This is a genomic window from Neobacillus thermocopriae, assembly GCF_010975035.1.
Taxonomy (GTDB): Bacteria; Bacillota; Bacilli; order Bacillales; family Cytobacillaceae; genus Neobacillus; species Neobacillus thermocopriae.
In genome coordinates, this window is record NZ_JAAIUV010000019.1 from 22,852 (window position 1) to 38,778 (window position 15,927).

Annotated in this window: 17 protein-coding genes; 16 read left to right on the plus strand and 1 reads right to left on the minus strand. The window is 38.1% G+C overall.

What is annotated here, in order from left to right:
- Positions 1-5 precede the first annotated feature (5 nt).
- From rbsB to G4Z05_RS11975, 3 genes are all read left to right on the plus strand, one after another.
- The gene (gene rbsB, locus G4Z05_RS11965; protein ID WP_163252098.1) at positions 6-923 is read left to right on the plus strand and encodes a ribose ABC transporter substrate-binding protein RbsB; all 918 of its coding nucleotides are present in this window, start codon (positions 6-8) and stop codon (positions 921-923) included.
- Between the two features lie 290 nt (positions 924-1,213).
- A complete protein-coding gene (locus tag G4Z05_RS11970) occupies positions 1,214-1,507 on the plus strand; it encodes a HesB/YadR/YfhF family protein (protein WP_163252099.1) in 294 nt (97 codons plus the stop codon).
- 36 nt (positions 1,508-1,543) lie between these two features.
- The gene (locus G4Z05_RS11975; RefSeq protein WP_163252100.1) at positions 1,544-2,029 is read left to right on the plus strand and encodes a DUF1189 family protein; all 486 of its coding nucleotides are present in this window, start codon (positions 1,544-1,546) and stop codon (positions 2,027-2,029) included.
- A 153-nt stretch (positions 2,030-2,182) separates the two neighbouring features.
- On the opposite strand, the gene G4Z05_RS11980 is transcribed toward G4Z05_RS11975, so the two are convergent.
- Complete coding sequence (locus G4Z05_RS11980; protein WP_327990008.1) at positions 2,183-3,454, minus strand: replication-associated recombination protein A; 1,272 nt, start codon at positions 3,452-3,454, stop codon at positions 2,183-2,185.
- Positions 3,455-3,600: 146 nt separating this feature from the next.
- On the opposite strand from G4Z05_RS11980, the gene cymR reads away from it, so the two are divergent.
- The 13 genes from cymR (at position 3,601) to G4Z05_RS12045 (ending at position 15,801) form a co-directional block, all read left to right on the plus strand.
- On the plus strand, positions 3,601-4,020 hold the full coding sequence (cymR, locus tag G4Z05_RS11985; RefSeq protein WP_163252102.1) for a cysteine metabolism transcriptional regulator CymR: 420 nt from the start codon (positions 3,601-3,603) through the stop codon (positions 4,018-4,020).
- A 45-nt stretch (positions 4,021-4,065) separates the two neighbouring features.
- Complete coding sequence (locus tag G4Z05_RS11990) at positions 4,066-5,208, plus strand: cysteine desulfurase family protein (protein ID WP_163252103.1); 1,143 nt, start codon at positions 4,066-4,068, stop codon at positions 5,206-5,208.
- A 37-nt stretch (positions 5,209-5,245) separates the two neighbouring features.
- Positions 5,246-6,364 carry a tRNA 2-thiouridine(34) synthase MnmA gene (gene mnmA, locus G4Z05_RS11995; protein WP_163252104.1) on the plus strand — a complete coding sequence of 373 codons (1,119 nt, stop codon included), beginning with the start codon at positions 5,246-5,248 and terminating at the stop codon, positions 6,362-6,364.
- A gap of 218 nt (positions 6,365-6,582) precedes the next feature.
- The gene (locus G4Z05_RS12000; RefSeq protein ID WP_163252105.1) at positions 6,583-7,236 is read left to right on the plus strand and encodes a tetratricopeptide repeat protein; all 654 of its coding nucleotides are present in this window, start codon (positions 6,583-6,585) and stop codon (positions 7,234-7,236) included.
- Positions 7,237-7,271: 35 nt separating this feature from the next.
- Positions 7,272-9,686 (plus strand): SF1B family DNA helicase RecD2, encoded by a 2,415-nt coding sequence (gene recD2, locus G4Z05_RS12005; protein ID WP_163252106.1) that lies wholly within the window; start codon positions 7,272-7,274, stop codon positions 9,684-9,686.
- Positions 9,687-9,718: 32 nt separating this feature from the next.
- Positions 9,719-10,195, plus strand: a complete 477-nt coding sequence (locus G4Z05_RS12010; protein ID WP_163252107.1) for a PRC-barrel domain-containing protein — start codon at positions 9,719-9,721, stop codon at positions 10,193-10,195.
- Between the two features lie 9 nt (positions 10,196-10,204).
- Positions 10,205-10,396, plus strand: a complete 192-nt coding sequence (locus G4Z05_RS12015) for a hypothetical protein (RefSeq protein WP_038536372.1) — start codon at positions 10,205-10,207, stop codon at positions 10,394-10,396.
- A 24-nt stretch (positions 10,397-10,420) separates the two neighbouring features.
- Complete coding sequence (locus G4Z05_RS12020; protein WP_163252108.1) at positions 10,421-10,555, plus strand: YrzQ family protein; 135 nt, start codon at positions 10,421-10,423, stop codon at positions 10,553-10,555.
- Between the two features lie 133 nt (positions 10,556-10,688).
- Positions 10,689-11,768 (plus strand): AI-2E family transporter, encoded by a 1,080-nt coding sequence (locus G4Z05_RS12025; RefSeq protein WP_163252109.1) that lies wholly within the window; start codon positions 10,689-10,691, stop codon positions 11,766-11,768.
- A 336-nt stretch (positions 11,769-12,104) separates the two neighbouring features.
- A complete protein-coding gene (gene alaS, locus G4Z05_RS12030; RefSeq protein ID WP_163252110.1) occupies positions 12,105-14,744 on the plus strand; it encodes an alanine--tRNA ligase in 2,640 nt (879 codons plus the stop codon).
- A gap of 55 nt (positions 14,745-14,799) precedes the next feature.
- The gene (locus tag G4Z05_RS12035) at positions 14,800-15,066 is read left to right on the plus strand and encodes an IreB family regulatory phosphoprotein (RefSeq protein ID WP_163252111.1); all 267 of its coding nucleotides are present in this window, start codon (positions 14,800-14,802) and stop codon (positions 15,064-15,066) included.
- A gap of 3 nt (positions 15,067-15,069) precedes the next feature.
- Positions 15,070-15,486, plus strand: coding sequence for a Holliday junction resolvase RuvX (gene ruvX / locus G4Z05_RS12040; protein ID WP_163252112.1), 417 nt, complete (start codon positions 15,070-15,072; stop codon positions 15,484-15,486).
- A gap of 12 nt (positions 15,487-15,498) precedes the next feature.
- Positions 15,499-15,801, plus strand: coding sequence for a DUF1292 domain-containing protein (locus tag G4Z05_RS12045; RefSeq protein ID WP_038536359.1), 303 nt, complete (start codon positions 15,499-15,501; stop codon positions 15,799-15,801).
- Positions 15,802-15,927 lie beyond the last annotated feature (126 nt).

Sequence of the window (15,927 nt, forward strand, 5' to 3'; positions counted from 1 at the left end):
TTTTTATGAAAAAATTATTATTGCTATTCATGTCTGTTATACTTTTGCTTTTAAGTGCATGTTCGATGCAGCCTCCCACTTGGGCGAAGCCTTCTAATAAAGAAAACATAAAAGATATTAAACTAGGATTATCCATATCAACATTAAATAACCCGTTTTTTGTTTCTTTAAAAGATGGGGTTTTAAAGGAAGCAAAAAGCTTAGGTATGGAAGTAAAAGTAGTAGATGCTCAAAATGACTCAGCCAAACAAATTAATGATGTGGAAGATTTAATTCAGCAGGGGGTTGATATTTTACTTATTAATCCTACAGATTCCGCCGCTATCTCCACAGCGGTACAATCAGCAAATAATGTGAATATCCCTGTTATTACATTAGATCGTTCAGCAGATAAGGGGAAAGTTGAGGCATTAGTCGCTTCCGATAATATGAAAGGTGGAGAAATGGCAGCTGAATATCTTGTATCGAAACTTGGAGAAAACTCAGTGACAGCTGAATTAGAAGGTGTGCCGGGTGCCTCTGCAACACGTGAAAGAGGGAAGGGCTTCCATAATATAGCGGATCAAAAATTGAATGTAGTAGCAAAGCAGTCTGCTGATTTTGACCGGACAAAAGGGCTGACTGTAATGGAAAACTTAATCCAAGCCAATCCAGATATTAAGGCTGTGTTCGCTCATAATGATGAAATGGCATTAGGGGCTATAGAAGCTATAAACAGTTCAGGAAAGGATATTATGGTTATTGGCTTTGATGGTAACGAAGATGCGATAAATGCAATCGAAAGTGGAAAAATGGAAGCAACTGTAGCTCAGCAGCCTGAATTAATCGGAAAGCTGGCAGTGGATGCTGCTAAAGATGTTGCCCAAGGGAAGAAAATAAAAAAAGTGATTCCTGCTCCTCTCAAACTTGTAACGAAGGACTAATGAAGGAAAACTCATTTGCAGAAGCAAATGAGTTTTTTGTATAAATAAATCGATTCAATATTAGATTTAGGGAAAAATGAGATTTTTCTTCTCCGCAACTTTATGTGATATTTGGTGATTTAAGTAATTATGTGGGTTTTGATATTTAAACCATCCCATCTTACTTAGAAATAAAGTATGTAGCTTTTCGAGTAAATATAATGTTGCAGTTTTATTTAATGGATACGATTTGTGAGTTAAGATATACTAGATTTGATTAATTTTTATTTTATCTATAGGAGGACTATCTTTTGAATATCAAAATTAGCAGTCAAGCATTGAATTGGTTTAAGGAAGAAATGGGTTTGAAAAAAGGAGACTATTTAAAATTCCATGCCCGTTATGGTGGATGTAGTACTGTCCAACAAGGGTTTTCGCTAGGGATGTCGATTCAAGAACCGCAAACCGAAATGGCTGCCAGTATTGAAAAGGATGGGATATGTTTTTTCATAGATGAGGAAGATTTGTGGTTTTTCAATGGCCACGATCTGGCTGTCGATTATAATGAAAAACTGGAAGAAATAGAATTTACCTTTTTAAATTAAGGAATGGAAAAATGAATTTTTGAGGGGAATTAGATAATGGGGATTATTTCTTCCTTGTTCAACAGTTTCATGCTGCCTAGGAAAAAGGCTGTTTTAAATATTAATAAATTGAATATCGGAAGTTCCGTTATTTATTTTATATTATTACTTTTTATTGTTACTTTTCCTGACTTCATTAAGTTGCTTATCAATTATAATGACCAATTTGGAGATATACCCCGCAGTGTGTTTTTCATTCAAATTGTTGTTTTTTATCCATTACAAATCATTTTTCTTGGTTTGATTAGTATCACATCTATTGCTGTAATAGGCTTGGGGTTGAATAAACTATTGGAGAGAAAATTAAGGTTTGCTCTTTTATGGAAGATGGCAATACATGCTTCAACAATCCCTTTATTTTTGTATGCTTTAATAAATAATCTTTATTCCGTCAATACCTACATCTCGGTTTTTCTTATTTTAATCCTATTCTTTATCCTATATAAAATCATCTTGGTGTTTCCAAAACCGAAAAAAAAATAAAAAAGAGGGTGTCCCAAAAATCATTCTTTAAGGGGCAGCCTCTTTTTGTTTACTCTATGATTTACTTATTGGTATTTCTAGATATTTACTAATAAATCCACTAGTCAAAAAAATGAAATTGATTATAAGGTGACCAATTAGCTCGGCTTTTTCCTATTTTTTTGCCTTTAATTTTTCATAAACAGTTGCAAGTGCCTGCTCAAATTTACCGGTTGTTTTTGGATGATAATATTGTTTATGTTTGATCTTGTCAGGTAAATATTGCTGCATGACCCATCCGTTCTCATAATCATGTGGATATAAGTAACCAATACCTCTGCCAAGCTCCTTCGCCCCTTTATAATGGGCGTCCTTCAAATGATCCGGAACATCGCCTGTAATTCCCTTTCGAATATCTGCAAGGGCTTGATCTATCGCTAAAATGGCTGAATTTGATTTAGGAGATAGGCATAATTCAATCACTGCATTGGCCAGTGGAATTCTTGCTTCGGGAAAGCCAAGTCTTTCTGCTGTTTCAATGGCTGCCAACGTCCGTGATCCCGCTTGTGGATTGGCAAGACCAATATCTTCATAGGCAATAACAATTAATCGACGGCTGATACTTGGCAAGTCACCTGCTTCAATTAATCTTCCTAAATAATGCAATGCAGCATTCACATCACTACCACGAATCGATTTTTGGAAGGCGGATAGGACGTCGTAATGGGCATCACCATCTTTATCCATTACGATACTTTTTTTCTGAAGGCATTCTTCAGCTGTTGCTTCATCTATATAAATAATCCCATCCTCATTTTGATCTGTTGAAAGGACGGCTAGTTCCAGGGCATTTAAAGCACTTCTCACATCTCCACCAGAGGCATGGGCAAAATACAATAATGCCTCATCGGTCATCTCAATATTTAAATGACCATAACCACGCTCGTCATCTTCTAAGGCTCTTTTAATGGCCAGCTTCACTTCATCAGGGGTGAGCGGCTTAAGCTCAAAAATTTGACATCGGCTACGAATAGCAGGATTAATGGCATGATAAGGGTTACTTGTAGTTGCTCCGATTAAAACAATCATTCCATTTTCCAAGTAAGGTAAGAGAAAATCCTGTTTTGCTTTATCTAACCGATGAACCTCATCTAAGAGCAAAATCACTTTGCCTGACATTTTTGCCTCAGCAGCGACTATCTCCATATCTTTTTTATTATTTGTAACAGCATTGAGGGTTCGAAAGGCGTATTTTGTGCTTCCAGCGATGGCGCTGGCTATCGAGGTTTTCCCAATGCCAGGTGGACCATATAAAATCATCGAAGTTAATTGTTTCGCTTTCACCATTCTGGCAATTATTTTTCCTTTGCCGACCAAATGCTCTTGACCGATCACTTCTTCTATCGTTCGCGGCCGCATTCGAAATGCTAAAGGTTTTTGCATAATTATCTCTCCATCATTGATTTGATTCATCATTAACGATACCATTTTCTTGCTCAAAAGCATAATAAAGAAGAATATGTTATAATTCAAATGCCTATCAAAATACTATGAAATGAAAACATAGATTAATAAAAATAGAGGTGCGGTAAATGAAAATATCTACTAAAGGCCGATATGGCCTTACCATTATGATTGAATTAGCGAAAAATTATGGTGAAGGACCAACTTCGTTAAAATCCATTGCTCAAGCAAATGATTTGTCCGAGCATTATTTGGAACAATTGATTGCTCCGCTTCGGAATGCGGGTTTGGTTAAAAGTATCCGTGGTGCTTATGGAGGGTATATTTTATCTGATGTTCCTTCCAAAATCACAGCTGGTGATGTAATCCGTGTACTTGAAGGTCCCATTACCCCAGTTGAAGGTATTGAAGATGAGGAGCCAGCCAAACGTGAACTTTGGATTCGTATTCGAGATGCCATTAAGGGCGTTCTTGATAATACGACTCTTGAGGACTTGGCAAATCATAGAGATGATGAAGAAGTCGAAGGTTATATGTTTTATATTTAATGACAAAAGTAATAATTGAGATTTTATTTGATTGAAGGTGTAATAATGGAACGGATCTATCTTGATCATGCAGCAACTTCTCCCATGCATCCAAAAGTTATAGATAAAATGTTTGAAGTGATGAACACAACCTTCGGGAACCCTTCAAGCATCCATTCATTTGGCAGAGAAGCCCGCCATTTAATTGATTTGGCCCGTGCGGAGATGGCACAAAGTATTGGTGCAAAGGAAAATGAAATCATTTTTACCGGGAGCGGTACAGAAGCGGATAATATGGCCTTATTTGGTGTAGCCGAAAGTTATCGGTATATCGGGAAACATATTATTACTACTCAGGTAGAACATCATGCTGTTCTCAACACATGTAAAAAATTAGAAAAAATGGGTTATGAGGTTACGTACCTGCCTGTAGATGAAACAGGTAGAATCTCCGTTTCTGACCTAGAGGCAGCTTTAAGGGAAGATACCATTTTGGTTTCTATTATGTATGGAAATAACGAGGTGGGAACACTCCAGCCTATTAAGGAAATTGGAACGTTATTGAAAGATCATCCTGCCAAATTCCATACGGATGCCGTTCAAGCTTATGGGATTGAATCTATTAATGTGAATGAAAATTATATCGATTTATTATCTGTCTCCTCCCATAAAATTAATGGGCCTAAAGGGATTGGTTTCCTATATGTCAGGTCTAATGTCAAAATCTCTCCTCTTGTGTTCGGTGGCGAACAAGAAAGGAAACGAAGAGCTGGTACTGAAAATGTACCTTCGATTGTCGGTTTTCATCAAGCGGTGGAAGTAGCCATGAATGACCGGGATGATAAGCGGAAAAAGTTTATGGAATTCAAAGAATTATTAGTGCAAAAACTTCGTGAGCACGGGGTCGATTTTCATATAAACGGATTACTTGAAAAATCTTTGCCTCATATTATAAACTTAAGCTTTCCGGGGACAAATGTGGAAGCAATGCTGGTCAATTTAGACTTGGCTGGGATCGCGGTTTCCAGCGGTTCTGCCTGTACGGCAGGATCGATTGAACCTTCTCATGTCCTCGTAGCCATGTTTGGCAAACAATCAGAACGCTTAACCAATTCGATTCGTTTTAGCTTTGGTTTTACAACAACGGCCGAAGAAGTAATGAAAGCAGCGGAAGAAACAGCAAAGGTGGTTTCGCGTCTGAAAAAATAAATGTAATTTCGTCTACGAAAAGAGAGGTGAATGGAAAATGGAAAGAAAAAATCCAAAAGATATTCGTGTGGTAGTGGGTATGTCAGGTGGTGTTGATTCTTCGGTAGCAGCACTATTGTTAAAGCAACAAGGGTATGATGTAATTGGCGTATTCATGAAAAACTGGGACGACACTGATGAAAATGGTGTATGTACCGCAACAGAAGATTATAACGATGTTATCCGTGTTTGCAATCAAATTGGCATTCCTTATTACGCGGTAAATTTTGAAAAACAATATTGGGACAAAGTATTTACTTATTTCCTTGATGAATACCGTGCAGGTAGAACACCAAATCCAGATGTTATGTGCAATAAGGAAATTAAATTTAAGGCCTTTCTGGAACATGCGATGAATCTTGGTGCGGACTATTTAGCAACTGGCCACTATGCACGGGTGGAATATCGAGATGGTGAATATAAGTTGCTGCGTGGTCTTGATGCGAATAAAGACCAAACGTACTTCTTAAATCAGTTGACACAAAAACAATTAAGCAAAGTAATGTTTCCTATTGGTAACCTTGAGAAATCACGAGTTCGTGAAATTGCTAAGGAAGCCGGATTGGCAACAGCCACAAAAAAAGATAGTACTGGCATTTGTTTTATTGGTGAACGCAATTTTAAAGAGTTTTTAAGCCAATATTTGCCGGCTCAACCTGGAAATATGGAGACACTTGAGGGAGAAGTGAAAGGTCGCCATGAAGGGTTGATGTACCATACAATCGGTCAGCGCCATGGACTTGGCATCGGTGGTGCAGGAGAACCTTGGTTTGCTGTTGGTAAGGATTTAAAGAGAAATGTCCTATATGTTGAACAAGGATTCCATAATGAAAAGCTTTATTCGGATGCCTTGATTGCTGTGAATGTTAGCTGGGTTTCAGATCGTGAGAAACCGGCAGAATTTGAATGTACGGCTAAATTCCGTTACCGCCAAGAAGACCATAAAGTAACGGTTCAACTATTAGAAGATAATAAGGTGAAAGTGAAGTTCCATGAGCCTATTCGGGCAATAACTCCTGGACAAGCAGCCGTGTTCTATAATGGTGATGAATGTCTTGGTGGAGGAACAATTGATGAAGTGTATAAAAATGGTGAACGTTTAACTTATGTCGGTTAAAGTTTGAACCCTGATTTCTATAAATGAAGTCAGGGTTTCTTTATGTATAGGTCGACACATTAACGAGGAATCATTGTTATGTTTATAGATATCCAGGTTGAAACTTCAGAGTTATTTTTATAATGGAATGAATGGATAAAACAAATGGTAAGAAACTGTTGAACTCTAACTTTCAATTGAAATATGATATACTGCCATTGAGAATGGAGCTGATGAACATGGACAAAAATCAATTAGGTGTACGATATATGCAAGAAGGAAATTGGGAAGAGGCGGCTAAGGTATTTAATGAAGCTATTTCTGAAAATCCAAAAGACCCAGTTGCCTATATTAATTTTGGAAATGTCCTAAGTGCCGTTGGGGAAAACGATAAAGCGTTAAAATTTTATCAAAAAGCGATTGAACTTGATCCAAATGCTGCTGCTGCTTATTATAGCGCTGGTAATCTATATTTTAGTCAAGATCAATTTGAAGATGCGAAAAATATGTTTGACATGGCTATGAAAAAAGGATTGGAAACAAGTGATAATTACTTTATGCTTGGGCTTTCACTCATACATTTGAAACAAGGAAAACTGGCGCTCCCATATTTGCAAAGAAGCGTTGAACTCAATGAAAATGATGCTGAAGCTCGTTTTCAGTATGGATTGTGTTTGGCCCAGTTAAATCTGGTTGATGAGGCCATGCCTCAATTTGAAAAATGCCTTGAGCTCGATCCAAATCATTCAGACGCTTATTATAATCTGGGAGTTTCTTATGCATTTAAAGACAACTCAGAAAAAGCATTAGAAATGTTTAACAAGGCTCTTGAAATCCAGCCCGACCATTTACTCGCAGGTCATGCGAAAAAATTAATTGAACATAAGGAATAAGTGGAATAATTTTTTTGAGAAAGGAGGGAGCCTGCATGGAACATCAAAATACACTTGATTTGTTTGAGGAACAAAAGAAGTTTATTAAAGGTAGACCGATTGTGACGATTTTTCATAATGAACAAAACCTTTATACGGTGGTAAAAGTCCGGGTAGATGAAACAAACCACCAATATGATGACAAAGAAGCGGTTATTACGGGTTATTTTCCAAAAATTCATGAACAGGAAACCTATATTTTTTATGGTCAATTTAAAGAACATCCTCGTTTTGGCACTCAATTTCATGCTGAATCTTATCGCAAAGACATGCCGCAATCAAAGCAGGGTGTGATTGCCTATTTATCCGGTGAAATGTTTAAAGGAATTGGGAAGAAAACTGCGGAAAAAATTGTGGAAACACTAGGCGAAGATGCCATTTCTAAGATCCTCAATCAGCCTTCTTTACTGGATTCGGTTCCAAAGCTCCCTCCTGACAAGGCTAAACTACTTTATGATACCTTATTGGAGCATCAGGGACTGGAGCAAGTAATGATTGCTTTAAACCAATATGGCTTTGGCCCGCAGCTATCTCTGAAAATTTTCCAAGTATATAAAGAACAGACATTGGAAATCATCGAAAAAAACCCTTATCAGCTTGTTGAAGATGTGGAAGGAATCGGTTTCGTCCGCGCTGATGAGATTGGTTTCCAGCTAGGCATCACCGGTAACCATCCGGACCGAATTAAAGCTGGATGCCTTTATATATTGGAAACGGAGTGTATGCAAAGTGGACATGTTTACATGTATGTAGAAGACTTGCTTGAACGGGTCAAAACGCTACTTGAAGAGAATAAGAGAGATCAAATCGATTATCTCGATATTTCAAATGAAATCATCAAGCTTGAAGAAGAAGGCAAAATAATTGGAGAAGAGAAACGAGTTTATTTGCCTTCTTTATATTTTGCTGAAAAAGGTCTTGTGACTAATATAAAAAGAATTCTACAGCAAACGGAGTATAAAGATCAATTTCCAGAATCAGAATTTTTGCTTGCATTAGGCGAATTGGAAGAACGACTTGGAGTACAATATGCTCCTACCCAAAAGGAAGCCATTCAAACGGCATTAATGTCTCCTATGCTCATTTTAACTGGGGGACCAGGAACAGGAAAAACTACGGTTATTAAAGGAATTGTTGAGCTATATGCACAACTGCATGGTTGTTCATTAGACATAAAAGACTATCATAAAAAGGAAGAACCTTTTCCATTTTTGCTGGCTGCACCGACTGGACGAGCAGCAAAGCGGATGAGTGAATCTACAGGTCTACCTGCGGTGACCATTCATCGTTTGCTTGGTTTTAATGGAAATGAGGGTTTTGAACGAGATGAAACAAGTCCGCTGGATGGAAAAATATTAATTGTTGATGAAACTTCGATGCTTGATATTTGGCTTGCTAATCAGCTTTTTAAGGCTCTTCCTGAAAACATTCAAGTCGTCCTTGTAGGAGATGAGGACCAGCTGCCATCTGTAGGACCCGGCCAGGTTTTAAAAGATTTGTTAAGGTCGGAGCGGATTCCAACGGTAAGGTTAACAGATATTTATCGACAGGCAGAGGGATCTTCAATTATTGAACTTGCTCATGAAATAAAAAAGGGGAATGTACCGTCTAATGTTATACAAAAGCAGCCAGACCGTTCGTTTATACAATGTACAAATGCCCAGATTGCTCAAGTGATTGAAAAGGTCGCATTAAATGCTAAGAATAAAGGATACACCGCTAAGGAAATTCAAGTACTGGCTCCGATGTATCGGGGGCCTGCAGGCATTGATCGACTTAATGTTTTGCTTCAAGAAATATTTAACCCGAATCCTGATGGGAAGAGAAAAGAAATCCAATTTGGCAATGTGAAATATCGGATTGGGGACAAAGTGCTTCAACTTGTTAATCAACCGGAAAACAATGTGTTTAATGGAGATATTGGTGAAATTATCTCGATTATTTACGCAAAGGAAAATACGGAAAAGCAAGATTTGATTTATATCTCCTTTGACGGAAATGAAGTCGAATATACAAGGCAGGATTTGATTCAAATTACTCATGCTTATTGTTGTTCCGTCCATAAATCACAGGGAAGTGAATTTCCAATTGTAATACTTCCAGTCACAAAAAGCTATTATCGAATGTTACAGCGGAATTTAATTTATACAGCCATAACAAGGGCGAAACAATCTTTGTTGTTATGTGGTGAATTAGATGCATTGCAGATGGGTGTTAAACGGGCGGACGAAATGGCAAGACTCACGTCATTATGTGAAAAACTACAAGATGCCATTCCTGTCGAAACAACTACATTGCTTGAAAACAGTTTTGAACAACGTCCAATTTCTCTTGAGGAAGAATTAATGAAGGTGGACCCGATGATAGGAATGGAAAACGTTTCACCTTATGATTTTATGGTCAATGACTAAAACTATTAGTGTTCGAAGGAGGTGGGCACTCTTTGCGAACACTTTCCTTACTTAAAGGACAGCCTGTCTTTGAAACGAAAAACGGGACGAAAATCGGTGAGATTTGTGACCTTTGTATTTCCAAGGACGGAACCGTAAAAGGGTTATTAGTGAAAAAAGGTGTTTTTTTCAAACAGACCTGCTTTTTGGATATCCAAAAAGTTTCTTCCTTTGGCTGGGATGGCGTAATGATAGAAGATGCTAGTTATTTGAAAAAGTTAAAAGACAAGTCGGAATATACATTAACTCATCAGCACCCTCTTGAAGGAATGATGATGCTGTCAAAAAGCGGGGAAACCCTTGGAATGTTAAAAGATGTATATTTTTTGGAAGAAATGGGCACGATTGTAGGGTACGAAATCACGGATGGCTTCTTTTCAGAAATAACGGAAGGAAATCAAATGATTCAATCTGAAAAACCTTTAACAGTTGGAAAGGATGCCATTATCGTAGATGTAAATCAATCGTGAGGTGTATCCATGTTAAAGTGTCCTAATTGCCAGAGCAAAGATATTGGAAAAATCGGTATTAACCAATATTATTGCTGGAACTGTTTTATCGAATTATCAATATCCAAAGGCATCATCAATACCCATCAGGTCGAGGAAGACGGAACACTTAGTTCCTTGGATGATTTGTTTGAAGAAGAATTACGTCGTTACACCCTTTAATAAATGATGAAGAGGTGGAAACGTATGAACAAAATGATTACACCATTAGTAGCCTTTGGTGCAGGTATGGTGGCATATAATTTGGTACAAAAAAATAATTTCATGTCTGAACGGCAAATGAAAAGAATGATGCGAAAAGTAAAACGTGCGATATTGTAAACGCCCATCCCCCTCTAAGAAGAGGGGGATTTTATTATGTTTAAAATTTGATTGCAAATGAATGAACCCCTACTACAAATTCTGAATATTTCCAGCTTGGGGCTTCAAAATAATGGTAAGGGGGGACTTAAAATTGGATATTCGTATGAAATGGTTTTACCGCATTGGATTTTTGCTCCTTTTATTCATTGCCATTTATTTATTTTTAAAAATAAATTCTGTCTGGATGCCAATTATAAGAGTGGCAATGATGATTGCATTCCCTTTCGTCATTGCCAGCTTTATTACCTATTTGCTTCACCCAATTGTGGAAAAACTACATGAAAAAGGACTTCCACGAGGAATAGCCATTTTGTTCATCTATTTACTTTTTTTTGGGGGGCTTGGCCTCGCCCTTTATAATGGAATCCCCACTATTATTGATCAATTAAAGGATTTGTCGGAAAGTGCACCGGTTTTTGCAGAACAATACCGGGAATGGATTCAATTGCTCCAATCTCAAACAAGAGAATGGCCAGAAGGACTTCAAGCGAGAGTAAATGAAGGAATAAATGGATTTGAAGAAAAGTTAGACTCTCTATTAACAATCATTGTAAACTTTTTAGTTAATGTATTAAATTCAGCTCTTATTATTATGATTGTTCCTTTCATTTCATTCTATATGTTAAAGGATTACACTTTAATAAAACGTACGGTGTGGTATTTGACTCCAAAAAAGTGGCGGAAAAAAGGGACTCTTTTTTTAAAAGATGTTGATCAATCACTTGGAAACTATATTCGGGGGCAGCTGCTCGTTTGCATGATTATTGGGAGTGCATCAACCATTCTATTTTGGATCATTGATTTAAAGTATCCGCTATTGTTAGGACTCATTGTCGGTGCTACTAACGTTATCCCCTATTTTGGGCCAATAATAGGGGCTGTACCTGCTGTCATTATTGCGGCTACTAGTTCGTTAAAAATGGTTATTTTGACAATCGTAATTGTATTTGGACTGCAGTTTTTAGAAGGGAATATATTGTCTCCATATATTGTTGGAAAAAGTCTTCATATGCATCCGTTGTTAATTATGGCTGCCTTGACTGCAGGCGGTGAAATTGGCGGTATTATTGGATTGATCTTGGCCGTTCCCGTGCTCGTTGTGATCAAGGTGGGGATTATACATGCTAAAAATCATTTTATAAGAACCAAAACAAATGAACCATCTCCTTAAGTATTTGACAAACATAATTGTGCTGGCTATAATTCCACATATACAATATATTGTCTTAAAATGAAGAAGGATCGAGTATGTTATAGTCCATCTGTAGCGCTAAAAGCGCCCAAGAGAGGAGTCTCCATGGCTGAAAGGGACTCTAGATGAAGGATAACAGAACGCTAATCCGGAGTGCAGCTAATCACTGCCGTCAGTCCGCGTTAAGGCTTAATTGAGAGATGAATACAGATATTCTTGTATTCATAATCAGGGTGGTACCGCGAGGCAAGCTCTCGTCCCTGTCAGGGGATGAGGGCTTTTTTGTGTTCAAAATGAAAAAGAGGAGGTCAAAAAATGAAGTATTTAACAGGATCACAAATTCGTTCAATGTTTTTACAATTTTTCAAAGAGAAAAAAGGTCATCATATTGAACCAAGTGCATCTTTAATACCTCATGATGATCCAACATTATTATGGATCAATAGTGGTGTTGCTACATTAAAAAAATATTTTGACGGCCGAGTGGTGCCGGAAAATCCAAGGATTACTAATGCGCAGAAATCCATTCGTACCAATGATATTGAAAATGTCGGCAAAACAGCACGCCATCATACGTTTTTTGAAATGCTCGGAAATTTCTCTATAGGTGACTACTTTAAAGAAGAAGCGATTGAATGGGCATGGGAATTTCTGACTGATGAAAAGTGGATTGGCTTTGACAAAGAGCGCTTATCTGTTACCATTCATCCGGAAGACGAAGAAGCATTTGAAATTTGGAATAAAAAGATTGGCATACCTGAAGAGCGAATTATCCGACTAGAAGGAAACTTCTGGGACATCGGTGAAGGCCCAAGCGGTCCGAATACGGAAATATTCTATGATCGTGGCCCGGAATATGGAGATGATCCAAATGATCCTGAATTATATCCAGGTGGCGAAAATGAGAGATATTTGGAAGTTTGGAACCTTGTATTTTCTCAATTTAATCATAATCCTGATGGAACATATACCCCTCTACCAAAGAAAAATATAGATACTGGTATGGGTCTAGAAAGGATGGCATCTGTTGTTCAGAATGTTCCAACCAATTTTGACACGGATTTATTTATCCCAATTATTCGAGCTACAGAGGGAATCTCTGGTATGAAATATGGCGAAAATCAAGATCACGACGTTGCTTTTAAGGTAATTGCCGACCATATTCGTACTGTTGCTTTTGCGATTGGTGACGGTGCCCTTCCTTCTAATGAAGGACGCGGTTACGTACTCCGTCGATTACTGCGTCGGGCTGTTCGATATGCAAAGCAAATTAACATTAATCGCCCATTTATGTATGAACTTGTTCCAGTTGTAGGGGAAATCATGCAGGATTTTTATCCGGAAGTAAAAGACAAGGAAGAATTTATTCAAAGGGTTATCAAAAATGAAGAAGAACGCTTCCATGAAACCCTACATGAGGGACTTACCATATTAGCAGGTGTCATTAAGAAGGCTAAAGAAAAAGGAACAGACATGATTGCTGGCGCGGATGTCTTTCGGTTATATGACACTTATGGCTTCCCAGTTGAATTGACGGAAGAGTATGCTGAAGAGGAAGGTCTAAAGATTGACCATGCTGGTTTTGAAGCAGAAATGGAAGAACAGCGCGAACGTGCTCGAGCTGCCCGTCATGATGAAAATTCTATGCAAGTCCAAGGTGGCATATTAAGAGACTTAATGGTGGAAAGTAAATTTGTCGGTTATGATGAATTGCAAACACAATCCCAAGTATTGGCGATTGTTAAAAACGGTGAATTGACTGATATGGCAACATCAGGAGAGGAAGTTCAAATTATTCTTGATGTGACACCGTTTTATGCAGAAAGTGGTGGACAAATTGCTGACCGTGGTGTAATGGAAGGAGACGGGGCGACTGTATTTGTAAAAGATGTTCAAAAAGCCCCTAATGGTCAAAATCTCCACCAAGTTATCGTACAGAGTGGAACACTCAAAATTAACCAACAAGTGATCGCGAAAGTCGATCCAAAAAATAGGGCAAAAATTATTAAAAACCATACAGCTACGCACCTGTTGCATCGTGCCTTAAAGGATGTACTTGGTGAACATGTTAATCAGGCAGGCTCTCTTGTGGAACCAGACCGCCTACGTTTTGACTTCTCACATTTTGGTCAAGTAAAGCCAGAAGAATTGGAACAAATTGAAAGAATCGTGAATGAAAAAATTTGGAGCAACATAGAAGTCGATATTAGTTTAATGCCAATTAACGAAGCAAAAGCGATGGGAGCTATGGCCCTTTTCGGTGAAAAATATGGTGACATTGTCCGTGTTGTTAAGGTTGGCGATTATAGCCTTGAGCTGTGCGGCGGATGTCATGTTCCGAATACATCGGTTATTGGTTTGTTTAAAATCGTATCTGAAAGCGGAATTGGTGCCGGAACCCGCCGAATCGAAGCTGTTACTGGTGAAGCAGCTTATAAAGCATTAATTGAACAGGTTGGAATGCTAAAAGCAGCTGCAGAAAAGCTAAAAACAAACCCTAAAGATGTAGTAAATCGAATTGATAGCTTGACTAGTGAAATTAAACAGCTTCAAAGAGAAAATGAATCCCTTGCAGCAAAGCTAGGAAATATTGAAGCTGGAAACCTCGTATCTAAGGCAAAGCAAATAGAAGGGGTTACTGTATTAGCTGCAAAAGTTCAAGCTGCTGACATGAACAATTTAAGAAATATGGCTGATGATTTGAAGCAAAAACTAGGATCCGCAGTTATTGTGTTAGGAAGTCAGCAGGATGGAAAAGTTAACTTCATTGCAGCAGTCACAAAAGATTTAATTGAAAAAGGCTATCATGCCGGAAAATTAATTAAAGAAGTCGCTACAAGATGTGGTGGTGGAGGAGGAGGCCGTCCAGATATGGCTCAGGCTGGCGGAAAAGATCCTGAAAAATTAGATTCCGCGCTTGCATTTGTCGAGAATTGGGTAAAATCTATTTTGTAATAAGGACAAAGTAGTGTAAAATGTAGGTAACTAATCCAATTCGAGGTGCACGTGAATGAGCTCTTTTGATAAAACAATGAGATTTAATTTCCCTGAAGAGCCTTTTGAACATGACGTGAATGAAGTTCTCTTTCAGGTATATGAGGCTTTGAAGGAAAAAGGGTACAATCCTATTAATCAAATCGTCGGTTACCTATTGTCAGGCGACCCTGCCTACATTCCACGACATCGTGATGCCCGTAATATTATCCGAAAGTTGGAACGGGATGAGATTATTGAAGAGTTAGTAAAATCGTATCTGAAACAGCAGCGAGAGGTTTAAGGAATGCGCATATTGGGTTTAGATGTTGGCTCTAAAACAGTAGGTGTTGCTCTAAGTGATGAGTTAGGGTGGACAGCACAGGGCCTAAAAACACTCAAAATCAATGAAGAAAGACAGGAGTATGGTTTTGAGGAAATTGGTCAATTAATAAAAGAGTATCAAGTTCATACTGTCGTGATTGGCCTTCCAAAGAATATGAATGGAACTATTGGTCCGCGTGGTGAAATCAGCAAGCAATACGCAGAAGAGATTGAAAAAAGATTTAATGTATCAACCGTGTTATGGGACGAACGAATGACAACCATGGCAGCGGAGCGGGTATTGCTCGAAGCTGATATGAGTCGTAAAAAGCGGAAGAAAGTCATCGACAAAATGGCAGCTGTCATGATCCTTCAGGGATATCTTGATAGTAAAAAATAATGAGGTGAAAAAATGGCACACGAACACGTGCATGAAGAAGAACAATATATTACATTAATTAATGAAAATGGTGATGAAGAATTATTTGAAATTCTTTTCACCTTTGACTCGGAAGAATTTGATAAGTCTTATGTGTTGTGTTATCCGGTTGGGGATGTTGACGATGAGGAGGAAGTTATGGTTCATGCCTATGCTTATACTCCTACTGAAGATGGTAGTATCGGTGAATTAGAGCCGGTCATGACCGACGAAGAATGGGATATTATTGAAGAAGTTTATAATACTTTTACAATGGACGAAGAAGAGGAAGAATAATTGCGGTGAACCGGCAGATATGAGCCGGTTCTTTTTTTGGTTATGTCTTACATAATTGTTCTTGCGAGAAAATCCTTTCAATGAATTGTCTCCGGCTTTATGTCTTCCACTATCTCCATTGGAACG